Origin of the sequence: Phycicoccus jejuensis (genome assembly GCF_044797865.1) — a bacterium.
In the GTDB taxonomy this organism is placed as follows: domain Bacteria; phylum Actinomycetota; class Actinomycetes; order Actinomycetales; family Dermatophilaceae; genus Phycicoccus; species Phycicoccus jejuensis.
The window spans coordinates 2271400-2298074 of the sequence record NZ_CP085209.1 but is presented as its reverse complement, the minus strand read 5'-3'; the positions used below and the strand labels follow the sequence as shown (position 1 = coordinate 2298074).

Annotated in this window: 24 protein-coding genes and 2 rRNA genes; 2 read left to right on the top strand and 24 right to left on the bottom strand. The window is 73.1% G+C overall.

Annotated features, from left to right (window positions below):
- Window positions 1-89: 89 nt before the first annotated feature.
- The 5 genes from LG324_RS10890 to LG324_RS10870 are packed head-to-tail and all read right to left on the bottom strand — an operon-like array spanning window position 90 to window position 3154.
- Window positions 90-428: a hypothetical protein gene (locus tag LG324_RS10890; protein WP_404347794.1), complete on the bottom strand. Its 339-nt coding sequence runs from the start codon at window positions 426-428 to the stop codon at window positions 90-92.
- Window positions 429-430: 2 nt separating this feature from the next.
- Window positions 431-796, bottom strand: a complete 366-nt coding sequence (locus LG324_RS10885) for a DUF948 domain-containing protein (protein ID WP_173028971.1) — start codon at window positions 794-796, stop codon at window positions 431-433.
- A 53-nt stretch (window positions 797-849) separates the two neighbouring features.
- Window positions 850-1164 (bottom strand): TraR/DksA C4-type zinc finger protein, encoded by a 315-nt coding sequence (locus tag LG324_RS10880; RefSeq protein ID WP_051750462.1) that lies wholly within the window; start codon window positions 1162-1164, stop codon window positions 850-852.
- Between the two features lie 14 nt (window positions 1165-1178).
- On the bottom strand, window positions 1179-2591 hold the full coding sequence (locus tag LG324_RS10875; protein ID WP_404347791.1) for a replication-associated recombination protein A: 1413 nt from the start codon (window positions 2589-2591) through the stop codon (window positions 1179-1181).
- Window positions 2592-2638: 47 nt separating this feature from the next.
- Window positions 2639-3154 carry a DinB family protein gene (locus tag LG324_RS10870; RefSeq protein WP_404347789.1) on the bottom strand — a complete coding sequence of 172 codons (516 nt, stop codon included), beginning with the start codon at window positions 3152-3154 and terminating at the stop codon, window positions 2639-2641.
- Window positions 3155-3536: 382 nt separating this feature from the next.
- Between LG324_RS10870 and LG324_RS10865 the strand changes: the two genes are divergently transcribed.
- Window positions 3537-4334: a GNAT family N-acetyltransferase gene (locus LG324_RS10865; protein WP_404347786.1), complete on the top strand. Its 798-nt coding sequence runs from the start codon at window positions 3537-3539 to the stop codon at window positions 4332-4334.
- 129 nt (window positions 4335-4463) lie between these two features.
- Window positions 4464-5288 (top strand): alpha/beta fold hydrolase, encoded by an 825-nt coding sequence (locus LG324_RS10860; RefSeq protein ID WP_404347784.1) that lies wholly within the window; start codon window positions 4464-4466, stop codon window positions 5286-5288.
- A gap of 94 nt (window positions 5289-5382) precedes the next feature.
- Here LG324_RS10860 and aspS read toward each other — a convergent pair whose 3' ends face one another.
- From aspS to LG324_RS10765, 19 genes are all read right to left on the bottom strand, one after another.
- Window positions 5383-7206: an aspartate--tRNA ligase gene (gene aspS / locus LG324_RS10855; protein WP_404347781.1), complete on the bottom strand. Its 1824-nt coding sequence runs from the start codon at window positions 7204-7206 to the stop codon at window positions 5383-5385.
- A gap of 122 nt (window positions 7207-7328) precedes the next feature.
- On the bottom strand, window positions 7329-8051 hold the full coding sequence (locus LG324_RS10850) for a VOC family protein (RefSeq protein WP_404347779.1): 723 nt from the start codon (window positions 8049-8051) through the stop codon (window positions 7329-7331).
- A 3-nt stretch (window positions 8052-8054) separates the two neighbouring features.
- On the bottom strand, window positions 8055-8540 hold the full coding sequence (locus LG324_RS10845; protein WP_242525661.1) for a YchJ family protein: 486 nt from the start codon (window positions 8538-8540) through the stop codon (window positions 8055-8057).
- Between the two features lie 63 nt (window positions 8541-8603).
- Entirely contained in the window at window positions 8604-9248 is a 645-nt protein-coding gene (locus LG324_RS10840; RefSeq protein ID WP_404347777.1) for an NUDIX domain-containing protein, read from the bottom strand.
- The gene (locus LG324_RS10835) at window positions 9241-10953 is read right to left on the bottom strand and encodes a CTP synthase (protein ID WP_030528255.1); all 1713 of its coding nucleotides are present in this window, start codon (window positions 10951-10953) and stop codon (window positions 9241-9243) included. Before LG324_RS10835 ends, LG324_RS10840 begins: the two co-directional genes overlap by 8 nt.
- Before the next feature lie 19 nt (window positions 10954-10972).
- Window positions 10973-12049, bottom strand: coding sequence for a glycosyltransferase family 4 protein (locus LG324_RS10830; RefSeq protein WP_036829857.1), 1077 nt, complete (start codon window positions 12047-12049; stop codon window positions 10973-10975).
- Window positions 12046-13683, bottom strand: a complete 1638-nt coding sequence (gene murJ, locus LG324_RS10825; protein ID WP_036829899.1) for a murein biosynthesis integral membrane protein MurJ — start codon at window positions 13681-13683, stop codon at window positions 12046-12048. Before murJ ends, LG324_RS10830 begins: the two co-directional genes overlap by 4 nt.
- Window positions 13680-14492, bottom strand: a complete 813-nt coding sequence (locus LG324_RS10820) for a hypothetical protein (RefSeq protein ID WP_404347774.1) — start codon at window positions 14490-14492, stop codon at window positions 13680-13682. Before LG324_RS10820 ends, murJ begins: the two co-directional genes overlap by 4 nt.
- Window positions 14489-15457, bottom strand: a complete 969-nt coding sequence (locus tag LG324_RS10815) for a copper transporter (RefSeq protein ID WP_404347772.1) — start codon at window positions 15455-15457, stop codon at window positions 14489-14491. The genes LG324_RS10820 and LG324_RS10815 overlap by 4 nt, the downstream gene beginning before the upstream one ends.
- Complete coding sequence (gene steA, locus LG324_RS10810; protein WP_404347770.1) at window positions 15454-16638, bottom strand: putative cytokinetic ring protein SteA; 1185 nt, start codon at window positions 16636-16638, stop codon at window positions 15454-15456. Before steA ends, LG324_RS10815 begins: the two co-directional genes overlap by 4 nt.
- A 14-nt stretch (window positions 16639-16652) precedes the next feature.
- Window positions 16653-18341: a DNA repair protein RecN gene (recN, locus tag LG324_RS10805; RefSeq protein ID WP_404347767.1), complete on the bottom strand. Its 1689-nt coding sequence runs from the start codon at window positions 18339-18341 to the stop codon at window positions 16653-16655.
- The gene (locus tag LG324_RS10800) at window positions 18338-19273 is read right to left on the bottom strand and encodes an NAD kinase (protein ID WP_404347765.1); all 936 of its coding nucleotides are present in this window, start codon (window positions 19271-19273) and stop codon (window positions 18338-18340) included. The genes recN and LG324_RS10800 overlap by 4 nt, the downstream gene beginning before the upstream one ends.
- A 2-nt stretch (window positions 19274-19275) precedes the next feature.
- Window positions 19276-20046 carry a TlyA family RNA methyltransferase gene (locus LG324_RS10795; RefSeq protein WP_404353141.1) on the bottom strand — a complete coding sequence of 257 codons (771 nt, stop codon included), beginning with the start codon at window positions 20044-20046 and terminating at the stop codon, window positions 19276-19278.
- Between the two features lie 37 nt (window positions 20047-20083).
- A complete protein-coding gene (locus LG324_RS10790) occupies window positions 20084-20260 on the bottom strand; it encodes a hypothetical protein (RefSeq protein WP_404347762.1) in 177 nt (58 codons plus the stop codon).
- Window positions 20257-21060, bottom strand: coding sequence for a hypothetical protein (locus LG324_RS10785; RefSeq protein WP_404347760.1), 804 nt, complete (start codon window positions 21058-21060; stop codon window positions 20257-20259). The genes LG324_RS10790 and LG324_RS10785 overlap by 4 nt, the downstream gene beginning before the upstream one ends.
- Window positions 21061-21107: 47 nt before the next feature.
- Complete coding sequence (locus LG324_RS10780) at window positions 21108-22046, bottom strand: HAD-IIA family hydrolase (RefSeq protein ID WP_404347758.1); 939 nt, start codon at window positions 22044-22046, stop codon at window positions 21108-21110.
- Window positions 22043-23041 (bottom strand): tetratricopeptide repeat protein, encoded by a 999-nt coding sequence (locus tag LG324_RS10775; protein ID WP_404347755.1) that lies wholly within the window; start codon window positions 23039-23041, stop codon window positions 22043-22045. Before LG324_RS10775 ends, LG324_RS10780 begins: the two co-directional genes overlap by 4 nt.
- A gap of 152 nt (window positions 23042-23193) precedes the next feature.
- A 5S ribosomal RNA gene (gene rrf, locus LG324_RS10770) occupies window positions 23194-23310 on the bottom strand.
- A gap of 83 nt (window positions 23311-23393) precedes the next feature.
- Window positions 23394-26524: ribosomal RNA gene (locus tag LG324_RS10765) — 23S ribosomal RNA — on the bottom strand.
- Window positions 26525-26675: the final 151 nt, after the last annotated feature.

Genomic DNA, 26675 nt, shown 5'->3' with positions numbered 1-26675 from the left:
GGGGGTCGGCCGTGCGCGGGCAGCCTCGATCGTAGGCCGGTGCGCGCACGAGGGGGGTGACGGGCGTGCGGAGGCGGGGGCGGGTGCCCCTAGCGAGCTCGCTCGGCGGGCCCGGCGTCGGCGGCTCGGCGGCCCCGGCCCGCGGGGTCGAGGAGGAGGTCACGCGCCTCCTCGGGGGTGAGCGACCGGCCCTCGCCCTCGCCCCAGCCCGCGTCGACGTCGAGGTCCGGGACGCGCGCGTCGACCGCGTGGCGGGGCGCGCGGGTCGTGGCATCCTCGCGGACGGCGGTCTCGACGGCCGCGCGCAGCTGGGCCTCGCGCTCGGTCGCGGACTCGCGGACGGTGGCGACGAACCGGCGCGTGGCCGGGCGCCGCCACAGGACGTACGCCGCGCCCGCGAGCACGGCCACGCCGACGGCGGTGCGCATCCTCACGACGAGACCTTGCGCAGGCCGCGGACGGCCGTGCGGACGCCGTAGCTGTAGGCCGCGACCTTGATGAGGGGCGAGCCGACGGTCGCGGCGAAGACCGACGTGAGCGCGGACGCGTTGGTCGTCATCGTCGAGACCGAGCTCGTGATGGCGTCGACCCGCGCGAGCTGGTCGTTGGTCAGGCCGACGGTGTCGGTGAGGCTCTTGAGCGTCGGCTGGACGTTCTCGGTCGTCGTGCGCACGCTCTCGCGCGCCTCGTCGAGGATCCGGCCCGCCTTGCCGACGAGCCCGGCGACCCGGACGACGAGGTAGGCGAACGCGAGCGCGGCGACGAGTCCCGCGATCCCTCCGAGCGTGACGTCCATGGCGCCGACCCTACCGGGCGGCCGTGGCGGCCGACGCACCCATTCCCGGGGGCTCAGGCGTGGCGGACGCAGCGGGCGGCCCACGGGCGGGCCTCGAGGCGGGCGGCGGGGATCGGCTCGCCGCAGACCTCGCACGTGCCGTAGGTGCCGTCGGCGACCCGGGCGCGCGCCCGGCGCACCTGGGTCAGCGTGTCGAGCAGCTGCTCCTGGACGGCGACGGCCGAGAGCCGGTCGACCGCGAGCGAGGTGCCGTCGCCGATGCGCTTGCCGAACGAGAGGTTCTCGCCCTCGGGCGGGCTCGCGGTCAGCGTCGCGAGGTCGGCCTCCAGCTGGTCCTCGTGGGCGGCCAGGGTCGCGTCGGTGTCCATCCCCCCACCGTAGGTCAGCGCCCGAGCCGTTCCCGCAGCCAGCGCCAGCGCTCCTGCAGCCGGGCCTCGAAGCCGCGGTCCGTCGGGTGGTAGTAGTCGGCCGCGCCGGCCAGGTCGTCGGGGAGGTACTGCTGGGCGGCGACGCCGTCCGGCTCGTCGTGCGCGTAGACGTACGCGGGGGCCTTCGAGCGGCCGGCCGCCTTGGCCGAGGCCTCGGCGATCCGGCTCGCGCCGCCGTAGCCGCTGCCCCGCAGGTGCAGCGGCACCGAGCCGCCGTGCCCGGCGCGGACGTCGGCGATGGCGGCGTTGATGCCACCGTAGGACGCGTTCGACTTCGGCGCGAGGGCGTTGTGGACGACGGCCTGCGCGAGGATGATCCGCGCCTCGGGCATCCCGATCTGCGCGACGGCGTGCATCGCCGCGACGGCGGTCTGCAGGGCGGTCGGGTCGGCCATCCCGACGTCCTCGGACGCCGAGATGACGATGCGCCGGGCGATGAAGCGCGGGTCCTCGCCGGCCTCGAGCATCCGGGCGAGGTAGTGCAGGGCGGCGTCGACGTCGGAGCCGCGCATCGACTTGATGAGCGCCGAGGCGACGTCGTAGTGCTGGTCCCCGGTGCGGTCGTAGCGCACGGCCGCGTGGGCGACCGCCTGCTCGGTGTGCGCGAGTGTGACGACGAGCGGCTCGGGGCGCGCCGCCCCGGGGGCCACGGAGTCGTCGGCCACCCCGGCGGCGGCCTCGAGGAAGGTCAGCGCGCGGCGGGCGTCGCCACCGGCGAGTCGGACGAGGTGCTCGCGGGCGTCGTCGGCGAGCGCGTAGGCGCCGGCGAGGCCGCGCTCGTCCGCGGTGGCGCGGGTGAGGACGTCGGCGACGTCCTCGTCCGTGAGCGACACGAGGGTGACGAGCATCGAGCGCGACAGGAGCGGGGCGATGACCGAGAAGCTGGGGTTCTCGGTCGTCGCGGCGACGAGGACGACCTGGCGGTTCTCGACGCCGGGCAGGAGCGCGTCCTGCTGGGCCTTGGTGAAGCGGTGGATCTCGTCGAGGAACAGGACGGTCTGGCGGCCGTAGAGGTCGCGCGTGCGCTGGGCCTGCTCCATGACCTGGCGGACGTCCTTGACCCCGGCGGTCACGGCGGACAGCTCGACGAACTCGCGCTCCGAGGCGGTGGCGACGAGGTGCGCGAGGGTCGTCTTGCCGGTGCCGGGCGGACCCCAGAGGATGGCCGACAGCGGGCCGGCCGCGCCGCCGCTGCCCTCGACGAGGCGGCGCAGGGGGCTCCCGGGGCGCAGCACGTCGGCCTGGCCGCGCACCTCGTCGAGGCTGCGCGGGCGCATCCGGACGGCCAGCGGGGGCACGACGGAGGTCGGTGCGCCGTCCGCCGCCTGCGCGGCCGCGCCGAAGAGGTCGGTCCCGTCCTGTGCCACCCCGTGAGGCTAGCGCCGGCGCCCGACGGTCCCCGACGCCCGGTCGGTCAGTAGTAGCCGGTCTCGCCGTCGAGCATCTCGCGCAGCAGGTCGAGGTGGCCGGCGTGCCGGGCCGTCTCCTCGAGCATGTGCTGAACCATCCAGCGCAGCGTGGCGCCCCCGACGGCGTGCAGGGCGGTGCTGCCGGTGTCGTCGAGGTCGTGCGCCGCGATCGCCGCGTCGGAGCGGGCGCAGGCGGCCGCGTACTCCTCGAGCAGCGCGGGCAGCGGGCGGCCCGCCACCCGGAACTCGTCGTCCTCCCCCGCGTCGGGGCCGAGGCCCGGCCCGTCGCCCCACTCCCCGAGCAGGACCTCGCGGAACCACAGGTCCTCGACCGCGGTGAGGTGCCCCACGATCCCGGCGACGGTGAGCAGCGGGGAGGACGGCAGGAGGACCCGGTGCGCGTCCGCGTCGGAGAGGCCCTCGCACTTGAGCCGGACGATGCCCCGCTGCAGGTCGAACCACCCGAGGAGCTGCGTGCGCTCGTCGCCGGTCCACGGGGGCCGCTCGCGCGTCGCTGCCATCCCGGCACGCTAGCGCTCGGAGCGGGTCGCCGCGCGGTGGCAGCGGGCCCCAGCGACGGGTGCGGCGCCCGGCCGTCCATGGGGTGCTCACGGGATCCATGCGGTCCGGAAGGAATCCCTTCCACCCGCAACCACACCCTCAGAGGGCAAGGGATCCCTTCCGGGGCGCAACCGCTCCTTCCCGGGGCAAGGGATCCCTTCCGGAGTGCAACCACACCTTCCCGGGGCAAGGGATCCCTTCCGGAGCGCAACCACACCTTCCCGGGGCAAGGGATTCCTTCCGAGGCGCATGGATCTCGGGAGAGCACCATTTCGCTGGGCCGCGCCACGCTCGCCCCACCGCCGCGGTCACCCCGGCCGCTGGCGTGCCATTCTGTGCCGCGTGACCGGCGCGACGTCCCTGACCTCCTACGACGAGCTCCTGGAAGCCTCCGGCCACCACCCGGTCGTCGAGCTCGACGTGGGGCGCGGCGCTCCCGGCCCGTCGTGGGTCGCCCGCGACGAGCGCGGCGGCGTGGCCGTCGCCTTCGCGCGCAACAGCGACCACGGGGTCCCCGGCGCGTCCGTCCTCGGCCCGGCCGCGGCCCTCGCCGCCCTCGTCGCCGACCCTGCGGTCCAGCGCTGGTTCCACGACGGCGGCCTCCGGCACCTCAGCCGCCCCGTCGACCTCGACGACCTCGTCGAGGCCCACCTGCCCGTCGGCTCCGTCGGCGGCGACTGGGAGTGGATGTGGACCCGCACGGCCCCCGCGCCCGTCGCCGGCGAGGAGCGCGTCGTCCCGCTGACCGAGGCCGCCCGCGACGAGATCGTCGCCCTCCTGCTCGAGGCCAGCCCGCGCACCCACGGCCAGCCGTTCGCCCGCCCCGACCAGGTGTGGCTCGGTGTCCGCGCCGCCGACGGCAGCCTGCTCGCCTGCGGCGGCAGCGAGCCCTCGACTGGCGGCACCCCGACGCTCGCCGGCATCGCGGTCGCCCCCGTCGCCCGCCGACAGGGGCTCGGCGCCGCGGTGACCGCCGCCCTGACCCGCGAGGCCGTCGCCCGCACCGGCGCCTGCGCCCTCGGGATGTTCTCCGACAACGAGGACGCCCGGCGCATCTACCACCGGCTCGGCTTCACGACCGGGATGGCCTGGCGCAGCCGCTGGCGCGAGGGCTCGCTCCCCCGCCTGGCCCGCGACTGACGGCGCGACGCCGCGCGACCGCCCGTGCGCCCGCAGGCCTCGACATCGCAGCACTACCTTGGACGAACTTTCAACACTGCAGGTCAGCGCGCCTAGGGTGGAAGGACATCCCCCGACGGAAGGAACCCCGTGAGCACGCTGACCAACGGCTCGGTCGAGATCCACTACGAGGACCACGGTGGTGACGGCCGGCCGGTCGTCCTCATCCACGGCTGGCCCCTGAGCGGGAAGTCCTGGAGCAACCAGGTCCCGGCACTGCGCGACGCCGGCTACCGCGTCGTCACCTACGACCGCCGTGGCTTCGGCGAGTCCGGCAAGCCCGGCGAGGCCTCGTCGTACGACTACGACACCCTCACCTCCGACCTCGACGCGCTGATGACCGAGCTCGACCTGCGCGACGCCAGCCTCGTCGGCTTCTCGATGGGCGGCGGCGAGGTCGCCCGCTACATCGACACCGTCGGTGAGGAGCGGCTCCACAGCGTCGTCTACGCCGCGGCCGTGCCCCCGTGCCTCAAGAAGGACGACGAACACCCGGACGGCGCCCTGACCGACGACGACGTCCGCGGCATGCAGGAGCAGCTCGCGCAGGACCCCCCGGCGTTCTTCGACGACTTCACGACGAACTTCTTCAGCGCCGGCGGCGAGCTCAAGGTCACCGAGGACGAGCGGCAGGAGGCGATCGCGCTCGCCGCCCAGGCCGACGTCCACGCCGCCGTCCAGTGCATCGCCTCCTGGGTCGAGGACTTCACCGGCGGCCTGCGCAAGAGCACCGTCCCGACCCTCGTCATCCACGGCGACGGCGACGGCATCGTGCCCCTCGAGGTCTCCGGCCAGCGCACCGCCCAGGTCGTCGACGGCGCCGAGCTGCACGTCGTCAGCGACGGCCCGCACGGCATCAACGTCTCGCACAAGGAGGAGTTCACCTCGGCCCTGCTGGAGTTCCTCGCCCGCTGACGTCACCCGCCCGGTGGGGCGGAGTGGTCGAGAGAAGAGAACAGGCCGTGCGGAGACGACTCCGCACGGCGTGTTCTGCTCCCTCGACGGGTGGTCAGGACTGCTTCGGCGAGACCTCGGGGGCGCCCTGCGGCGCGGCGTCGGTCGTCGGCTTCGCGTCGATGCCGGCCTCCTTGCGCTGCTCCGGCGTGATCGGGGCCGGGGCGTCGGTCAGCGGGTCGTAGCCGCCGCCGGACTTCGGGAACGCGATGACGTCGCGGATGGAGTCGAAGCCGCCGAGCAGCATGACGATCCGGTCCCAGCCGAAGGCGATGCCGCCGTGCGGCGGCGCGCCGAACTGGAAGGCGTCGAGGAGGAAGCCGAACTTCTCCTGCGCCTCCTCCTGCGACAGGCCCATGACCTTGAACACGCGCTCCTGGACGTCGCGGCGGTGGATACGGATGGACCCGCCGCCCAGCTCGTTGCCGTTGAGCACCATGTCGTAGGCGTAGGCGAGCGCCGGCCCCGGGTCGGTGTCGAAGGTGTCGAGGAACTCGGCCTTGGGCGAGGTGAAGGCGTGGTGGACGGCCGTCCACGCGCCCGAGCCGACGGCCACGTCGCCCGCGGCGACGGCCTCGGACGCCGGCTCGAAGAGCGGGGCGTCGAGGACCCAGAGGAACTCCCACGCGTCCTCGTCGATGAGCTCGCAGCGCCGGCCGATCTCCAGCCGGGCGGCGCCCAGGAGCGCCCGCGAGGAGCGGGTCGGGCCGGCGGCGAAGAAGACGCAGTCGCCGGGCTTCGCCCCGACGTGCTCCGCGAGACCCGCGACCTCGGCCTCCGAGAGGTTCTTGGCCACCGGGCCGCCGAGCGTGCCGTCCTCCTGGATCAGGACGTAGGCGAGGCCGCGCGCACCGCGCTGCTTGGCCCACTCCTGCCACGCGTCGAGCTGCTTGCGCGGCTGGCTCGCGCCGCCGGGCATGACGACCGCGCCGACGTACTCGGCCTGGAAGACCCGGAACGGGGTGTCGGCGAAGTACTCGGTGCACTCGACGAGCTCCTGGCCGAAGCGCAGGTCGGGCTTGTCGGAGCCGAACCGGCGCATCGCCTCGGCGTAGGTCATCCGGGGGAAGGGCGTCGGCAGCTCCACGCCGATGAGCTGCCAGATCTCGCGGACCACGGCCTCGCCGAGCTCGAGCACGTCGTCCTGCTCGACGAACGACATCTCGATGTCGAGCTGCGTGAACTCGGGCTGACGGTCGGCGCGGAAGTCCTCGTCGCGGTAGCAGCGCGCGATCTGGTAGTACCGCTCCATCCCGGCGACCATGAGCAGCTGCTTGAACAGCTGCGGGCTCTGGGGCAGCGCGTACCAGGAGCCGGGCGCGAGGCGGGCCGGCACGAGGAAGTCACGGGCGCCCTCGGGGGTGGAACGGGTGAGGGTCGGGGTCTCGATCTCGACGAAGTCGCGGGCCTCGAGGACCCGGCGGGCGGCGGCGCTCACCTTGCTGCGCAGGCGGATCGCGTGGCCCGCGGAGTGCGCGCCCGGACGGCGCAGGTCGAGGTAGCGGTGCTTGAGGCGCGCCTCCTCGCCGACGGTGACGCGCTCGTCGACCTGGAAGGGCAGCGGCGCGCTGGCGTTGAGGACCTCGATCGCCTCGGCGACGACCTCGACCTCACCGGTCGGGAGGTCCGCGTTGACGTTGCGCTCCTCGCGCGCGGTGACGGTGCCGGTGACCTTGACGACGAACTCGCTGCGCAGGTCGTGGGCCGCCCCGGTGAGCACCTCGTCCCGAGCCACGACCTGGACGACGCCGCTGGCGTCCCGCAGGTCGATGAACGCCACCCCGCCGTGATCGCGCCGCTTCGCCACCCAGCCGGTGAGCGCGACGGTCTGGCCGGTGTGGGCGGCACGCAGGGTGCCGGCCTCGTGGGTGCGGAGCACGGGGGGTCCTTCGGTCTCGGGGTCGGGAGGTGGCCGCTGGACGGCCGACGGCCATCCTACGGAAGGCCCGCTCCCCGCCCGAACCGAGATTCCGGCCCCACCCGGGGCCGCGGCCCCGTGCGTCAGCCCCGGGAGGGCAGGAGGCACACCTCGTTGCCCGAGGGGTCGGTGAGCACGCGCCAGGGCAGCGGACCCCAGTCGTGCTCGACGAGGGCAGCGCCGAGGTCGAGGGCGCGCTCGACGGCGTCGTCGAGGTCCTCGTCCCCGTCGAGCCGGACGTCGAGGTGCAGCCGGTTCTTCTCCCCCGCGGGCTTGGGCCGCTCCTCGGGACAGATCTCGAGCAGCGGGCCGTGCCCGCTCGGGTGGCGCAGGGCGCTCGGAAGGACCCCGGCGACGGGGGCCCAGCCCGAGAGCGCGGTCCAGAACCGTAGGTCGCGCTCGACGTCGGCGCTGTCGAGCGGCAGGGCCGCGACCGGGCTCCCGGCGCGGTACTCCGGCCGGGACTCCATGACGCAGAACGGGTTTCCCTCGGGGTCGGCGAGCACGACCCACGGCACGTCACCCTGCCCGATGTCGAGGTGCCGGGCGCCGAGCCCGAGGGCGCGCACGACGACCTCGTCCTGCGCGTCGCCGCCGAGCAGGTCGAGGTGCAGGCGCGGGTGGGACGGCGCGGGCTCCGGCACGGTGGTCAGGCAGAGGTCGAGGACCGGCGCCCCGTCGGGCGAGATGCGGACCTCGACGGTGTCGGGCTCGTCGGTGACGCGGCGGCCGCCGAGGAGGGACTCCCAGAAGGCGCCCAGCACGTGCGGGTCGGCCGCGTCGAGGACGACGTTCTCGATCTGCACGCCTCAGGCCCCCGCGTCGACGGGTCCGACGTAGAACCAGCGCCCCGCCCGCTTCTCGAAGCGGCTGCGCTCGTGGACGTCACCGCGCTGCCGCGTGGCGCCCTCGCCGGCGACCCAGCCGGCCCGGAACTCCACGACCCCCGTCGTGTCGTCGGGTGCGCCGTCGACGACGTCGAGCACCTCGAGGCCGACCCAGCGCACCCACGGCTCGGGGTCGACCCGCTCGGGGCGCGTGCGCGGGTGCCACGACCGGAAGAGGTGGTCGCCGTCGGCGAGCGCGTACGCCGTGTACCGCGAGCGCATCAGGGCCTCGGCGGTCGGTGCCGGGCGGTTGCCCTCGATGGCCTGGCCGCAGCACTGCGCGAAGCTGGCGCCCTCGGGGCGTCCACCGCACGGGCAGCGCGCGTCGCGGTCGAGCGCCTCGTCGGAGCCGCCCGACACCTTGAGCCAGGCGGCGTTGCCCCGTCCCGCTCCGAAGGTCTCGGCCACGAGCTCATCGTCCCACGCCCCGGTGACTCCCACGAGTCGCCCCGTACCCCGGAGGGTGACCGCTCACACCCTCCGGCGTCGCCCCGGGCTGCGCGCGGGCCACGGCGCGTCGGCGGGGCGCAGGCCCGCCCAGCCGCGGGCGCGCAGGGCCTCGGCGGCCAGCACGGCGATGACGAGCGTCGGGCCGTGCAGCCGGCCGGCGAGCACGCCCTCGACGAGCTCGTCGAGGGGGACGCGGCGCACCGGCATCCCGAGCTCCTCCCCCGTCCGGGCGTGCCGTTCGGCCTCCGGCACCTCGGCGAGGTCGCGGGCGAGGAAGACCCGCACCCCCTCGGAGGACCCGCCGGGCGAGGCCCAGTGGTCGACGAGCGTGGACCAGGAGCCGGCCGTCAGGTCGGCCTCCTCGTGCAGCTCGCGCGCCGCGGTGAGGTGGGGCGCCTCGCCGTCGACGTCGAGCAGGCCCGCCGGGATCTCCCAGCCGAGCGCCCCGACCGGGTGCCGGTACTGCTGGATGACGACCGCCCGGTCCTGCTCGTCGAGCGCGAGGATCGCGACCGCGCCGGTGTGCTCGACGTAGTCACGGACGACGACGCCGCCCTCGCCGAGGTCGACCTCGTCGGTGCGCACGTCCCAGACGCGTCCCTCGAAGGCGAGCCGCGAGCCGAGGACCGGCCGCCGGCCGAGGACGTCCTCGAGCGGCTCAGGCACGCGCGTCGGCCGGCTCGGCGCTGCGCGGCCGCTCGACCTCGACGAGGCGCGACGCGCGCTGCTCCTCGATGGCCGCGCCGACGAGCCCGGCGAACAGCGGGTGCGCGCGGGTCGGCCGCGACTTGAACTCGGGGTGCGCCTGGGTCGAGACGTAGTACGGGTGCACCTCGCGCGGCAGCTCGACGAACTCGACGAGCCCGAGCTCGGGGTGGGTCCCGCTGATGACGAGCCCGGCGTCCTCGAGCTGTGCGCGGTAGCCCTCGTTGACCTCGTAGCGGTGACGGTGGCGCTCGTCGGCGCTCGTGGACCCGTAGGCCTGCGCGACGACCGACCCGGCCTTGAGGTCCGCCCGCTGGCTGCCGAGGCGCATCGTGCCACCGAGGTCGCCGGCGCCCTCGACGAACGCCTTCTGCTCCTCCATCGTCGCGATGACCGGGGCGGGGCTGTCGGGGTCGAACTCGGTCGAGCTCGCGCCGTCGATGCCGGCGACGGAGCGCGCGTACTCGATGACCATGCACTGCAGGCCGAGGCAGATGCCGAGGGTCGGGACCCCGTGGGTGCGCGCCCAGCGCAGGGCGCCGACCTTGCCCTCGATGCCCCGGACGCCGAAGCCGCCCGGCACGAGGACGGCGTCGACCCCGCCGAGCGCGCGCTGCGCCCCCGCGTCGGTCGAGCAGTCGTCGGAGGCGACCCAGCGGATGTTGACCTTGGCGTCGTGGTGGAAGCCGCCGGCGCGGAGGGCCTCGGTCACCGAGAGGTAGGCGTCGGGCAGGTCGATGTACTTGCCGACGAGCGCGACCTCGACCTCGTGCTCGGGGTGGTGCACGCGCTCGAGGAGGGTGTCCCACTGGGTCCAGTCGACGTCGCGGAAGACGAGGCCGAGCCGGCGCACGACGTACGCGTCGAGGCCCTCGCGGTGCAGCACCTTGGGGATGTCGTAGATGCTCGGGGCGTCGACGGCCGCGGCGACGGCCTCGTTGTCGACGTCGCACATGAGGCTGATCTTGCGCTTGATCGACTCGGGCAGCTCGCGGTCGGCGCGCAGGACGAGCGCGTCGGGCTGGATGCCGACCTGCCGCAGCGCGGCGACGGAGTGCTGGGTCGGCTTGGTCTTCAGCTCCCCGCTCGGCGCGAGGTAGGGCACGAGCGAGACGTGGAGGAAGAAGACGTTGTCGCGGCCGAGGTCGTGGCGCACCTGGCGGGCGGCCTCGAGGAAGGGCAGCGACTCGATGTCGCCGACGGTGCCGCCGATCTCGGTGATGATGACGTCGGGCGCGTCGGCGTCCTCGACACCCGGGGAGCCCGCGGCCTGCGCCCGCATCCGCTCCTTGAGCTCGTTCGTGATGTGCGGGATGACCTGGACGGTGTCGCCGAGGAACTCGCCGCGGCGCTCCTTGGTGATGACCCGGTTGTAGACCTGCCCGGTCGTGACGTTCGCGCTGCCCTTGAGGTTGACGTCGAGGAAGCGCTCGTAGTGGCCGATGTCGAGGTCGGTCTCGGCGCCGTCGTCGGTGACGAAGACCTCACCGTGCTGGAACGGGTTCATCGTCCCGGGGTCGACGTTGAGGTAGGGGTCGAGCTTCTGCATCGTCACCCGCAAACCGCGGGCGCGGAGCAGGTGCCCCAGGCTCGAGGCGGTGAGCCCCTTGCCGAGCGAGGAGGCGACGCCTCCGGTCACGAAGATCTGTTTCGTCGTCTGGAGCACCACGGGCTTCAACGATACGTCATGCCGCGCCCACCCCGCGGTAGGTGTCGAGGACGGCGGCCAGCGCGTCGGCGTCGGAGGGCAGGTGGTCGGCCCGTTCGACGGCCTTGGAGCGCAGGTCGTCGCGCACCGCGCCGTGCGTCACGACGTCGCGGATGGCCCGGGAGAGCGAGGTCGCGTCGTCGACGGGGACGAGGACGGCGGCGTCGCCGACGACCGCCCCGGTGCCGCCGGCGTCCGTCGCGACGATGGCCGCGCCGGCGTGCAGGGCCTCCTGGAGCCCGACGGGCTGGCCCTCCCACACCGCGCTGGAGACCACGACGTCGGCGGCGGCGAGCAGGTCCGGGACGTCGCCCCGGCGCCCGAGCAGGCGCACCGGCAGCGCCTCGGCGTCGATCCGGCGCTGGAGCTCGTCGTGCTGGGGCCCCTCCCCCGCGACGACCGTCACGAGGTCGAGGTCGGTGAGCTCGCGGTGCGCGTCGAGGAGCCGGTGCAGCCCCTTCTGCGGGGCCAGGCGTGCGAGGACGACACCGAGCGAGGTCCGGGCGTCGAGCCCGAGCTCGGCCCGGACGGCGTACCGGTCGCGCCGGGCGGGCTGGAACGGCGGCGCCGGGACGACGGCGAGGCCGGTGCGCCGGGCGCCGAGCCGGGCGGCCCGTTGGACGAGGTCGGCCGAGACGCCGAGCACCGCGTCCGACCCGCGCGCGACGACGCGCTCGAGGCCGGCGTAGACGGCCGCGGACAGCCGGCCCGCCGGCGCCGCGTTGTGCAGGGTCGTGACGACGGGGACCCCGCTGCGCGCCGCAGCCAGCACGGCCACGGCGCCGGCACGCAGGCCGTGGGCGTGGACCACGTCGGCGCCGCGCACCGGGCCGGCGAGGGACCGGACGGCCGCGGCGTCGCGGGCCGGGTGCGGCCGGTCGGAGAGGTCGAGCTCGACGAGCGTGGCGGACTCCAGGAGCGAGAAACGGTCGGCGGCCTCGGCGGGCGCCGCGACGACGACCTGGTGGCCGTCGGCCTCGAGCAGCCGGGCGAGGGCGCGCACGTGGGTGCCCACGCCTCCGGCGCTCGTCCCCATGACCAGGAGCACCTTCACGTCGTGTCCTCTCCTCCCCGACGGCGGCGGGCCCGGCCTCGGTCGCGGACGGCCCCCATCGCCCGACGGTCACCGTAGAAGATCGCGAGCAGTCCTGTCATCAGCGCCGCGCCGCCGGCCGCGAGGCCCCAGAGCACGGCGTCGAGCAGCCCGTCGTAGGTCCGGCCGCGGGTCACGAGGTCGCCGACGACGAGCGCGAGGGCGAGGGCCACGACCGCCGCTCCGGTGGTGCGGGCGAGGCCCCGGGTCACCTCGGGCGCCCAGCTACGGCGCACGAGGACGACGAGGAGGACCGCCGCGAGGGTCATCCCGAGGGTCGAGGAGAGCCCGACCCACCGCAGGGTCGTCGCGGCCCCGCGGTCCGGGCCGACGAGGACGAGCGGCAGGAGCGCGGCGACCGCCCAGCCGAGCGAGACCGCCATCGCGGCGTCGAGGGGGCGGCCGCGCACGTAGAGGGCCCGGGTCAGCAGGGCGGTGAGCCCGAAGCCGACGACCCCGGGCGCGAACGCGGTGAGGCTGGGGGCGAGGGCGGCGAGGGCCTCGGGGCTGGCGCCCTGTGCGCCCTGGCGGGCGTCGAGGACGGTGAAGAAGGCCCCGATGGGCGGCGCGGCGGCGACGAGCATCCCGGCGGCGAGCGCGGTGAGGACGAGCACGGCCCGCAGCGACCGGGCCAGCGTCGCGCTGGAGTCCTCGCCCGCCCCCGTGCTCGTCGCGAGCGCCGGGAAGGCGCTCGTCGCCACGGGCACGGCGAGGACCGCGTACGGGAGGAGGTAGACCGCCTGCGCGTACTGGTAGACCGCGAACGCACCGTCGGTGCCCGAGTGGTTGGCCAGCCACATCGTCACGAGCACCGCGACCTGCTGGGCCCCGAGGGCGAGCACCCCGGCGCCGGCGAGGGCCCGGATGCGGACGGCGTCCTCGCGCTCGAGGCGCAGCCCGGGCCGCCAGCGCCAGCCGGTGGCGAGCGCCGGGACGAGCAGGGGCAGGGAGAGCACGACGACCCCGAGCGTCGTGCCCCAGCCGAGGACGGCGATGGCGTCGTCGCCGACGGCCGAGGGGGCGGTGGCTCCCCCGGTCAGGTGGCCGTACCAGAGGTAGGAGCCGAGGACGACGACCGAGGAGACGAGGGGCGCGAGAGCGGCGGCGAGGAAGCGACGGTGCGCCTGCAGCAGCCCGACGAGGATGATCCCGACGCCGTAGAGCGGCACCTGGACCGAGAAGATGCGCAGCAGGGTCGTCGCGACGTCGTGGGTGCGGGGGTCGTACGCGCGCACGAGCCAGTCGGCCAGCAGCGGGGCCGCGAGCCACAGCAGCGCCCCGAGCGGGACGAGGACGACGAGCGCCCAGCTGAGGAGCACCGACGCGAGCCGGTCGGCGTGCTCGCGCTCCCCCGCCCCGAGCCGGTGGGCGATGAGGGGGACGGCGACGGCGGCGAGCACACCTCCGGCGGCGACCTCGAAGAGGACGTTGGGGATGGCGTTGACGCTCTGGTAGACCGACCCCACGCCCTCGGCCCGCACCGAGCCGGCGAAGACGAGGATCCGGGTGAAGCCGGCGGCCCGGGCCAGGAGGGTGACGGCGGCGATGAGCCCGGCCGCCCCGGCGATGCCGAGGGCCGCGCGCTGGCGGGTCATCGGGCGGGCCGGCCCCACGCGTCGAGCTCGCGCAGGCCCGGCGTGGACTCGATGACGGCGGTGAAGCTGACCCTCTCGGAGGCGAGCGTCGCGGCGACGAGCACCGCGAGGGCAGCGAGCCGTCCACGGCGCCCGCAGCGCTCCAGCAGGGCCGCGCCGACGAGGGCGCCGGCCGCGTTGGCCCCGGTGTCCCCGAGCATCGCGCGACCGGCCAGGTCGGGGCGCACGGTGCCGAGGGAGGCGCCGACGGCGGCGGCCGCCGCGCCGGCGCCGCGCCCGTCGGAGGCCAGGGCGAGCGGCAGCGCCGCGAGGGTCGTCGCCTTGAGGGCGCGCCCGGGGCGCAGGTCGAGCAGGTTGGCGACGTTGGCGGCACCGGCCACGACCGCGCCGCCGACGAGGGTGTCGAGCGCTCCGACGTCGTCGCGGCCCCGGTCGGTCAGCGCGGCCGCGACGAGACCGGTGAGGGCCAGTCCGCCGATCTTGACGGCGCCCGTCGTCAGCTCGCCGCGCGCGGCGGCGCCGAGGTGCCCGCGCAGGCCCTTGGACGAGCCGTCGCCGGCGAGGTCGTCGAGCGCCCCGAAGGCGCCGGCACCGGCGGCCGCCACGGCACCCGGGAGGGAGCCGCCCGCGGCGGCGCCGGCCGCACCGGCGAGGACCCAGGCCGGGCCCTCCAGCAGGGTCACGGGGTCACCGGCGTGGTTGGTCCGGGTCCAGCGCGGCGAGCGGACCGCGCGCGTCATCGCGGCGAAGGACGCCGCGCCCGCGGAGGTGCCGACGACCCCGGCCGCGAGCCGGCGGAGCGGGGTCACGAGGTGGCGGCCGACGCGGGGACGGGCGCGTACGCGGCGTCGGTGCCGGCCCCGAGCCCGTACTGGCCGGCGCTGCCACCGTCCTGCTGGACGAGCGCGAACACGACGCTCGCGACGCCGAGCGGCGACCCGGCGTCGTCGACCGAGGAGACCTCGCGGGTCGCGGCCGCGGTGTCGCGCAGGACGGTGAGGACCGGAGTGCCGTCGGTCTGGGCCGCGAGGTCGTCGGCGACGACGACGCCCCGTGAGCGGGCGTCGAGCGCCGAGGCGAGGGCGACCCACTCCTGCGCGGTCGCGGTGCGGGCCGAGGAGTCGCCGTCGGAGACCGTGCCCGCCACGACGACGACGAGGTCGGCCCGGGCGAAGGACTCGGCGTCGAGCGAGACGAGCCCGGCGTCGGCGAGCGCCTGGAGCCCGGTGCGGGCGGTGCTGTCGTCGGGGCCGTCGTCCCCCGCCGGCGCCGTGCGGGCCAGCAGGGTCGCGAGCAGGAGGTCGCGGGGCGCGGCGGAGCCGGCCGAGGTGTCGACACCGGTGCTCGTGGCGACCTGCCCGACGACCTCGTCGCGCGCGGCCACCGTCTTGGCGTTGGTGCTCACCCAGTCCTCGGTGACCGTCGTCGTCGACGTGACGCGCGAGCCCGCGGTGCCGAGGGCGGCGGTGACGGACTCGCTGACGGCGGCGTCCGAGCCGGGCATGACGACGACGGCGACGGTGCGGTCGCGCAGCGCACCCCCGTAGACCCGCCCGGAGACGGCGTCGAGGAAGGAGTCGCGCGCCTCGGTGCCGGCGCGGGCGGTCGTCAGCTGCTCGTTGAGGTCGGCCTTGTCGGTGCGCAGGCCGGCGATCTCGTTCTGCAGCGTCGAGCCGATCTCGCCCTGGAGCGGGCCGGCGCCGAGCACGATCCCCACCGCCAGGGCGAGGAAGATCGAGACGATCGAGACGATGTGGTAGCGGAAGTCGATCACCCGAGCACTCCTCCGAGGGCGGTCCACAGGTCGTCGACCTTCGCGGCGAGGACCTGGAGCAGCGCGCGTCCACCGGTGGTGGACCACAGCGCCGCGCCGAGCGCGAAGACGGCGACGCACAACATGAGCACGATGCTCGGCGACGAGATGCGTGCGCGGTACAGGCGGCTCACGCCCTTGGCGTCGACGAGCTTGCCGCCGACGCGCAGGCGCGTGAGGAACGTGCTGGCCATCCCCGAGCGGCCCTTGTCGAGGAACTCGACGAGGGTGACGTGGGTGCCGACGGCGACGATGAGCTCGGCGCCCTTGTCGTCGGCGAGGAGCATCGCGACGTCCTCGCTCGTGCCGGTGGCGGGGAAGACGACGGGGTCGACCCCGAGCGCACGCACCCGCTCGACCCCGGGGGCGTTGCCGTCGCGGTAGGCGTGGACGACGATCTCGGCGCCGCTGGTCAGCGCGCCGTCGGAGACCGAGTCCATGTCGCCGACGATCATGTCGGGGGTGTGCCGGGCCTCGATGAGCGCGTCGGCGCCGCCGTCGACGCCGATGAGGACCGGCTTGTACTCGCGGATGTAGGACCTCAGCATCTCGAGGTCCTCCTTGTAGTGGTAGCCGCGCACGACGATGAGCGCGTGCCGGCCGTCGAGGTCGGTGCGCACGTCCGGGACACCGACCCCGTCGAAGAGGAGCTCACGTTCCTTGCGCAGGTAGTCCATCGTGTTCTCGGCGAAGGCCTCGATCTCGGCCGACAGGCCGGCGCGCGCGGCGGTCATCGCCTCCTGCACCGCGTCCGAGGTGAGGAGCACGCCGTCCCCGACGGGCCGGCCGTCCGCGAGCAGGCGTCCGTCCTCGAGGCGCAGCGACGTGCCGTCCTTGATGGCCATGACGTCGGGGCCGGCGGCGTCCAGGAGCGGGATGCCCGCCTCGACGAGGATCTCCGGGCCGAGGTTCGGGTAGCGCCCCGAGATCGAGGAGGCGGCGTTGACGACCGCGACCGGGCGGCACGCGACGAGCGCCTCGGCGCTGACGCGGTCGATGTCCTCGTGGTCGATGACGGCGACGTCGCCCGGCTTGAGCCGCCTCGTGAGGTTCTTCGTGCGCCGGTCGACGCGCGCGGGGCCGGATCCCTCGGTGGGGTCCCGGTCGCGGCGGCTCGTCAGGCGGATGGACATCTGCACCATCGTGCCAGATGCGTTCAGGCGCGAGCGCGCGCCATCAGGTCGCGCGCGTGCTCGAGGGCGGCGTCGGTGCCGGAGCCCCCGAGCATCCGCGCGAGCTCCGCGACGCGGTCCTCCCCCTCGACGGCGTGGACCATGCTGCGGGTCACGTGCCCGTCGACGGACTTCTCGACGACGAGGTGGCGGTCGGCGTGGGCGGCGACCTGCGCGAGGTGGGTGACGACGACGACCTGGGCGTGCCGGGCGAGGGCGGCCAGCCGTGCGCCGACGTCGAGCGCGGCGCGTCCGCCCACGCCGGCGTCGACCTCGTCGAAGACGAACGTCGGCACGGAGGTGCCGGCGTCGGCGGTCGCGACCTCGAGGGCGAGCATGACCCGCGAGAGCTCACCGCCCGAGGCGGCCTTGGTGACCGAGCGCGGGGTCGTGCCCGGCCCGGCGGCCAGGCGCACCTCGACGGTGTCGCGCCCGTCGGCGCCGAAGCGCCCGGAGTCCTCGACGGCGACGGTGACGGTGGCCGAGCCCATCGCGAGGTGGGCGAGCTCGGCGGTGATGCGGGTGCCGAGCGCCTCCGCGGCGCTGCGGCGGGCGGCCGAGAGCGCCTCGGCCGCGTCCGCGCGCCGGGTGGTGAGGTCCTCGAGCCGGGCCGCGAGCTCCTCGATGCGGTCGCCGGTGCCCTCGAGCTCGGCGACCCGGACCGCGGCGCGTCCACCCCAGGCGATGACGTCGTCGACGCCGGGGCCGTAGAGGCGGGTCAGCTCGGTGAGGGCGGCGCGCCGCTGCTGTACCTGCTCGAGGCGGGCGGGGTCGACGTCGGCGTCCGCGAGGTAGGCCCCGAGGTCGGCGGCGACGTCGGCCGCGAGGTAGCGCAGCTCGTCGACCCGGGCACCGAGCGCGGCGAGGGCGGGGTCGGCCGCCGACGCGTGGGCGATGCGCGCCGACGCCGCACCGAGCGCCTCGAGGACGGCGGGGGTCTCGAGGGCGGTGTCGCTCTCGCCGCTGAGGATCTCGTGGGCGGCGCCCGCCGCGTCGCGCAGCTCCTCGGCGTGGCCGAGCCGCCCGGACTCGGCGCGCAGGTCGTCGTCCTCGCCCGGCTGCGGGTCGAGGGCCTCGATGCGCTCGAGCCCGACGCGCAGCGACTCCGCCTCGCGGGCGCGCTCCTCGGCGGCCGTCCGCAGGGCTGCGAGCTCGGCCTCGACGACGACGAGCTCGGTGTGCGCCTCGCGGTAGGTGGCGAGGGCGGCGGCGACCGTGTCGCCACCGAACGCGTCGAGGACCTCGCGGTGCTCGTCGGCCCGGCGCAGCCGCCATTGGTCGGCCTGCCCGTGGACGGCCACGAGGTGCTCGGCGAGGTCGCCGAGCACGCCGACCGGCGCGGCCCGCCCTCCGACGTGGGCGCGGGAGCGCCCGTCGGCCTGGACGGTGCGGACGAGGACGAGCCCGTCCGCGACGTCGGCGCCCGCCTCCGCGGCCCGCACCATCGCGGGGTGCGCCGCGGGCAGGTCGACGACGCCCTCGACGACGGTGCGGTCGGTGCCGGTCCGCACGAGCCCGGAGTCGCCGCGGCCGCCGAGGAGGAGGCCGAGGCCGGTGACGACCATCGTCTTGCCGGCGCCGGTCTCGCCGGTCAGCACGGTGAGGCCGGGGTGCAGCGGCAGCACGGCGTCGTCGATGACGCCGAGGTCGCGGATGCGGATCTCCTCGATCACCGGTCGGTGCCCTCGGTCGCCTGGCGCTGGCGGGCCGCGCCGCGCCAGCCGTGGACGGGTAGCGCGAACTTCTCGACGAGCCGGTCGGTGAAGGCGCCGGCGCCCAGGCGTGCGAGGCGCACCGGCTGCTCGGAGCGCTGGACCTCGACCTGGGCGCCGGGCGGCAGGGAGACGGCGCGGCGGCCGTCGCACCACAGCACGGCGGCGGCGTCGGAGTCGGCGAGCAGCTGCACCGCGAGGTGCGAGCGGGGACCGACGACGACGGGGCGGGCGAAGAGGGCGTGCGCACTGATGGGGACGAGCAGCAGCGCCTCGACGTCGGGCCAGACGACCGGGCCGCCGGCCGAGAACGCGTACGCGGTGGAGCCGGTCGGGGTGGCGACGACCACGCCGTCGCAGCCCCACGTCGACAGGGGTCGCCCGTCGATCTCGACGGTCAGCTCGAGCATCCGCTCGCGGGCGGCCTTCTCGACCGAGACGTCGTTGAGGGCCCACGACGAGAACACGGTCGCACCGTCGCGCCGGACGGTGACCTCGAGGGTGAGTCGCTCCTCGACGGTGTAGTCGCGGGCGCAGATGCGCTCGACCGTGGCGTCGAGGTCGTCGCGCTCGGCCTCGGCGAGGAAGCCGACGTGGCCGAGGTTGACCCCGAGCAGCGGGACGCCCGAGCCGCGGGAGAGCTCGGCGCCGCGCAGGATCGTGCCGTCGCCACCGAGCACGCAGACGAGCTCGCAGCCGATGTCGGGCTCGTCCTCGGGGATGGCGCCGACGCCCTCGACCCGCGACAGCGGCGTACCCACGAGGTCGGACTCCGGTGCGCAGACACCGATCTTGGCGGACAGCAGCCGCGTCGCGACGGCGGCCGCGAGCTCCTGGGCGTCGGCGCGGGACGCGTGCGTCACGAGGAGCACACGTCGGGTCGGACTGGTCATCGTCAGCCTCCGCCCTGCTCGGTCAGCGCCCGCACGCTCGCGCGGACCTCCTCGAGGCTCATTGTGTCCGACGGGTCCGACCGCGCCCACAGGAGGTACTCGACGTTGCCCGTGCTGCCCGCGATCGGGCTCGGGGCGATGGCCCGGGTGTGCAGGCCGACCCCGAGGAACGCTCCGTGGACCGCCTCGATCGCGACGGCCCGGTCGGCGGGCGACGTGACGAGGCCGCCGCGGCCGAGCTTGGCCCGACCCACCTCGAACTGGGGCTTGACGAGGACGACGACGTCGCCGTCGTCGGTCACGAGGCCGGCGAGCTCGGCGGCGACGAGGGTGAGCGAGATGAAGGAGAGGTCGGCGACGACGAGGTCCGCGCGGCCCCCGACGGCGTCCGCGGTGAGGCCGCGCACGCTCGTGCCCGGCCGGTCCTCGACGCGGGGGTCGTCCGCGAGCTCCGCGACGAGCTGCCCGTGCCCGACGTCGAGCGCGACGACGTGCGCGGCGCCGTGCGCGAGGAGCACCTGGGTGAAGCCCCCCGTCGACGCCCCGACGTCGAGGCAGCGCGCTCCGTCGGCGGTCAGCCCGCGCGGGCCCCAGAGCGAGAGGGCCGCGAGCAGCTTGTGCGCCGCCCGCCCCACCCAGCGGGGGGCCGCGGCGTCGACCTCGAGCGCGGTCTCGGGCTCGACGGGGGTCGAGGGCTTGCGGGCCGGCTCGCCGTCGACCCGCACGAGGCCGTCGGCGACGAGGTCACGGGCCTCCCCGCGCGAGCGGGCCAGGCCGCGCCGGACGAGCTCGGCGTCGAGTCGCGCGATGTCAGCCGCCCAGGTCGCCGAGGCGTTGGCGCAGCGTGCGCTGGACCTCCTCGCCGGCCGCGAGCCGGCCGTCGAGGTCGTCGGCCGGGACCGCGGCGAGGTCGCGCAGCGTCGCGTCGATGGCCGGGTCCCCGGTCTCGGGGGCCTCGGTCAGCGGGGCAGGGGTCTGCTGGCTCACGCAGAGCCTCCCGCCGTCTTCGTGGCCGTGGACTTCTGCGCCGTGGACTTCTTCGCCGCGGACTTCTTCGCCGGGGACTTCTTCGTCGTGGACTTCTTCGCCGGGGCCGACGTCTTCGTGGCCGTCGACGTCTTCGCGGTGGACTTCTTCGCCGGGGCCGACGTCTTCGTGGCCGTCGACTTCTTCGCGGTGGACTTCTTCGCCGGGGCCGACGTCTTCGTGGCCGTCGACGTCTTCGCGGCGGCCGAGGCCCTCTTCGCCGACGCCTTCTTCGCCGTGGGAGCCGACGCCTTCTTCGCCGTGGTCTTCTTCGCGGGGGCCGACGACGCCGGCTTGCTCGAGGTAGCCGCGCGCCGGGTGCGCGGCGGCGCCGGGCGCGCCGGCCGGACGGACGTCACCGGCGGCGCGGCGAGGGCGGGCTCGGCCGTCTCGACGAGGCCGGCACCCGGCAGGCCCGAGCGCATCCCCGCCGAGCGCGCGAGCTCGTCGACCCGGGCCGCGAGGCCGGCGACGGTGGCCGCGAGCCCCTGGACCTCGCCGAGCACCCGGCCGAGGTCGACCCGCTCGACCGCCGACTCGACCTCGCGCTGGACGAGGCCGACCATCTGGGCGCGGTTCTGCTCGGCCGCGGACAGCAGGTCGCCGGCGAGCTTCTCGGCCTGCTTGGCGACCTTGGACTTCGAGCCGGCGGACCCGGCGAGCACGACGATCTCGTGGGCCGCCTCGACGGCGCGGGCGCGCGTCATCTCACCGAGCCCGGAGGCGAGCTCGACGTAGGCGCGGACGGAGCGCTTGGCCATGGGGTCCTCCTGGTGTCGTGCGGCGGGTCGGCCGCGGGAGCCCCACGCTACCGGTCGGCCATCCGCTCCAGCAGGTGACGGGCCACGTCGGCCAGGCCCTCGGCACGAGCGGCGTCCCCGGCGTCGTGCGCCTCGTGCACCGCACGGACGGCGTCGGCCAGCGCGGCGAGGGAGGTCTCGCCGTCCTCCGGCGCGTCGTGCAGCCACCGCAGGTCCGGTGCCACCCAGGTCGGGCGGCGGGAGGCGGGCGCCGCGAGCACGGCGTCGAGGTCGTCGACGCCGGTCAGCACGAGCAGCGACTCGGCCCCGGCGCTCACGGCGCCCTCGATGTCGGTGTCGAGGCGGTCCCCCACGGCGAGCACCTGCGGGGCCTCGAGCCCGAGGCGGCGCGCGGCGAGGAGGTACAGCGGCGGCCGGGGCTTGCCGGCGACGTCGTCCGGCTCGTGACCCACCGCGCGGGCGACGGCGCCGACGAGCGAGCCGTTGCCGGGAGCGACGCCCCGGTCGGTCGGCAGCGTGGCGTCGGTGTTGGTGGCGACCCAGCGGGCGCCGTCCTCGACGGCGTAGGCGGCCTCGGCGAGGTCTGCGGCGGTGACGTCGGGACCGTAGCCCTGCACGACGGCGGCGACGGCGCCCTCGCCCACCCGCCGGACCGCGGTGAAGCCGGCCTCGCCGAGCGCGTCGGCGACGCCGGCGCCCCCGACGGCCAGCACACGCGCCCCTGGCTCGGTACCCGCCTCGCCCAGCAGCCACGCCGCGGCCTGGCTGCTCGTCACGACGTCCTCGGGCGCGCACTCCAGACCCAGGTCCGTCAGGTGTTGGGCGACGTCCGCGGGACGGCGGGAGGCGTTGTTCGTCGCGTAGACGACCGGACGGTCGAGGGCCGACAGCGCCTCGACCGCGTGCGGCACGGCGCTGGGGCCTCGGTAGACCACGCCGTCGAGGTCGCAGACCAGCGCGCGGTAGCGCGCGGCCAGCGTGCTCACGCGGGGGGCTCCGGCGCGAGCTCCTCGTCGTCTCCGAAGTCCTCGAGCACGACGCCGTCCAGCTCCTCGAGCCGCTCGACGGCGTCGGTCTCGAGGTCGGTGTCGGCGTCGACGACCTTGTGGAACCACTCACGGGCCTCGTCGGTGCGACCGAGGGCCAGCAGCGTGTCGGCGTAGGCGTACTGCAGACGGTGAGCACCGGCCTTGCGACCCTGCGTGAGCGCCGGCACCTGGAGTGCGAGGAGCGCCGCGTCGAGCTGACCGAGGTCGCGCCGGATGCCCGACACCACGATGGCCAGCTCCAGCCGCTCCGCGGCGGTGAGGGTCTTGGCCTCGGGGGACGACGCGAGCTCGAGAGCGCGGTCGTGCCGTCCGAGCCCTCGCTCGCAGTCGACCATGAGCGGCAGGAGGTGGGAGGACCCGCTGAGGCGACGCACCGTGCGGAACTCGGTGAGGGCCCGCGCGAAGTCGCCGGTCCGGTAGGCGACCATGCCGAGCGCCTCGCGCGCGGCGGGCACGCGGCCGGCGCGGCGGACCGCGGTCTCGGCGTGGGCCATCGCGGCGTCGATCTCGTCGGCCTCGAGCATGACGGCGACCATGACGAGGTGCTTCGCGACGCCGTCGGCGTTCTCCTTGGAGAGGGTGCGCAGCTGCTGGTGCACGCTGCGGTCGATCTCCTTGCCGGTCACCTCGTCGGGGATCCGCGGCTCGGGCAGGCGGGGGCTCTTCGGCGCGAGCCGGCTGCCGCCACGCTCCGGGCCGTCGGCCGGGCGGGCGCCGCCGCCGGCACCCCGCCGGGGGTCGCCACCACCGCTGCGCGGCGGGGCTCCTGCTCCACCGCGTGCGCCCTGTCCGCGTGGACCACCACCCTGACCGCGTCCGCCACCGCTCGCGCCCCGACGGGGGCCGCCGTGGCCTCCGCTCGAGGGGCGGCGGTCGCTGCCGCCTCGGTCGGAGCGGGACGCTCCCCCACGGCGCTGGTCGTCGTCGGACACCTGGTGGTCCTCTCGGTCGTCGGATGCCGGCAGGCGGCGCGCCAGTCTATCGGCGCCACCGCGCGGGCTCGGAGAATGTCCTCCGGGACATGCTTTTCGGACAATGAGAAAGGGCCCACCAAGTGTGTTGGTGGGCCCTTTCTGGAATGGTTGTCCGGCTGCGTCCTACTCTCCCACACCGTCACCAGTGCAGTACCATCGGCGCTGAAGGGCTTAGCTTCCGGGTTCGGAATGGAGCCGGGCGTTTCCCCTTCGCTATGACAGCCGAAACTCTATGGAGATCTCAATCGGGTTCCCGACCGTATCTCGGGAACTGCACAGTGGACGCGAGCACGCAAAGAATCTTTGGGTGTGTATCAAGTTGTCGGCTTATTAGTACCAGTCAGCTGCATGCATTGCTGCACTTCCACATCTGGCCTATCAACCCGGTCGTCTAGCCGGGAGCCTCTCGGGAACGAGTCCCATGGAAACCTCATCTTGAAGCGTGCTTCCCGCTTAGATGCTTTCAGCGGTTATCACTTCCGAACGTAGCTAATCAGCGGTGCCCTTGGCAGGACAACTGACACACCAGAGGTTCGTCCATCCCGGTCCTCTCGTACTAGGGACAGCCCTTCTCAAGTTTCCTACGCGCACAGAGGATAGGGACCGAACTGTCTCACGACGTTCTAAACCCAGCTCGCGTACCGCTTTAATGGGCGAACAGCCCAACCCTTGGGAGCAACTCCACCCCCAGGATGCGACGAGCCGACATCGAGGTGCCAAACCATGCCGTCGATATGGACTCTTGGGCAAGATCAGCCTGTTATCCCCGGGGTACCTTTTATCCGTTGAGCGACGGCGCTTCCACAAGCCACCGCCGGGTCACTAGTTCCGACTTTCGTCCCTGCTCGACCTGTCAGTCTCGCAGTCAAGCTCCCTTGTGTACTTACACTCGACACCTGATTGCCAACCAGGCTGAGGGAACCTTTGAGCGCCTCCGTTACATTTTAGGAGGCAACCGCCCCAGTTAAACTACCCACCAGGCACTGTCCCTGATCCGGATCACGGACCGAGGTTAGATATCCAGAACGACCAGAGTGGTATTTCAACGTTGACTCCACACACACTGGCGTGCATGCTTCACAGTCTCCCACCTATCCTACACAAGCCGTACCGAACACCAATACCAAGCTATAGTAAAGGTCCCGGGGTCTTTCCGTCCTTCTGCGCGTAACGAGCATCTTTACTCGTAGTGCAATTTCGCCGAGTTCGCGGTTGAGACAGTGGAGAAGTCGTTACGCCATTCGTGCAGGTCGGAACTTACCCGACAAGGAATTTCGCTACCTTAGGATGGTTATAGTTACCACCGCCGTTTACTGGGGCTTAAATTCTGAGCTTCGACCCTCAAAGGATCTAACCCGTCCTCTTAACCTTCCAGCACCGGGCAGGCGTCAGTCCGTATACATCGTCTTGCGACTTCGCACGGACCTGTGTTTTTAGTAAACAGTCGCTTCTCCCTGGTCTCTGCGGCCCTTCACCCTAGGAGGCAAGCTCCTTCAGGGTCCGGGCCCCCCTTCTCCCGAAGTTACGGGGGCATTTTGCCGAATTCCTTAACCACGATTCACTCGATCGCCTTGGTATTCTCTACCTAACCACCTGAGTCGGTTTGGGGTACGGGCGGCTCGAACCTCGCTAGAAGATTTTCTTGGCAGCATAGGATCACCCTGCTTCCCGCATTCGCGGTCACTATCAGGTCTCAGGACATGTGTGACACGGATTTGCCTATGTCACTCCCTACACCCTTGGACGTGGACTACCATCGCCACGCGGAGGCTACCTTCCTGCGTCTCTCCATCGCTTGACTACTACAACCTCGGGTCACGCGTTCCGCCGGCCGACCACCCATCCGAAGACGGGCGGCAATGGCCGGTTTCAGGCGTTTAGCATCAGAAGGTTCGTCATGGGCGGTTCTTCGCCGGTTCCGGAATATCAACCGGATGTCCATCGACTACGCCTGTCGGCCTCGCCTTAGGTCCCGACTTACCCAGGGCAGATTAGCTTGACCCTGGAACCCTTGGTTATTCGGCGGACGGGTTTCTCACCCGTCATTCGCTACTCATGCCTGCATTCTCACTCGTGTGGCCTCCACGGCTGGATCACTCCGCCGCTTCCCTGGCCACACGACGCTCCCCTACCCATCGACACGCTTGGACCACCAACCCGCAGGCGTGGTGGCCGGGCAAAGTGTCAATGCCACAGCTTCGGTGGTGTGCTTGAGCCCCGCTACATTGTCGGCGCGGAATCACTTGACCAGTGAGCTATTACGCACTCTTTAAAGGGTGGCTGCTTCTAAGCCAACCTCCTGGTTGTCAATGCAACTCCACATCCTTTCCCACTTAGCACACGCTTAGGGACCTTAGCTGGTGATCTGGGCTGTTTCCCTCTCGACTACGGAGCTTATCCCCCGCAGTCTCACTGCCACGCTCTCACTTACCGGCATTCGGAGTTTGGCTAACGTCAGTAACCTGGTGAGGCCCATCGGCTATCCAGTAGCTCTACCTCCGGTAAGAAACACGTGACGCTGCACCTAAATGCATTTCGGGGAGAACCAGCTATCACGGAGTTTGATTGGCCTTTCACCCCTACCCACAGCTCATCCCCTCAGTTTTCAACCTAAGTGGGTTCGGTCCTCCACGACGTCTTACCGTCGCTTCAACCTGGCCATGGGTAGATCACTCCGCTTCGGGTCTAGACCCAGCGACTCAATCGCCCTGTTCGGACTCGCTTTCGCTACGGCTTCCCCACACGGGTTAACCTCGCCACTGAGCACTAACTCGCAGGCTCATTCTTCAAAAGGCACGCCGTCACCCCACAAAGAGGGCTCCGACGGATTGTAGGCACACGGTTTCAGGATCTATTTCACTCCCCTCCCGGGGTACTTTTCACCTTTCCCTCACGGTACTTGTCCGCTATCGGTCACCAGGGAATATTTAGGCTTAGCGGGTGGTCCCGCCAGATTCACACGGGATTTCTCGGGCCCCGTGCTACTTGGGATACTTCTCTGGAGATCATGACATTTCGTCTACGGGGGTCGCACCCTCTGTGCCGGACCTTTCAATGTCCTTCGACTATGACACGATTTTCTGACTCCATGACAAGGTGTCAGCCTCGTCCGAGAAGTCCCACGACCCCGTACCTGCAACGCCTGACAGCTCTCACACAGATACGGTTTAGCCTCTTCCGCTTTCGCTCGCCACTACTCACGGAATCGCGGTTGCTTTCTCTTCCTGTGGGTACTGAGATGTTTCACTTCCCCACGTTCCCTCTACCCGCCCTATATATTCAGGCGGGAGTGACTGGACTTGCCTCCAGCCGGGTTTCCCCATTCGGAAATCCTCGGATCACAGTCTGGTTATCGACTCCCCGAGGCTTATCGCAGATTCCTACGTCCTTCTTCGGTTCCTGGTGCCAAGGCATCCACCGTGTGCCCTTAAAAACTTGATGCACAAAGATTTTAAGATGCTCGCGTCCACTGTGTAGTTCTCAACATACGGGCGGGCCCTCGCCGTACCCGGCGCCTACCAAGCAGCTGCTCGGCGGTTCGACCGCGACGAAGGTCCGACAGCCCCACCCCACCGCAACGGCAGGAGTGAAG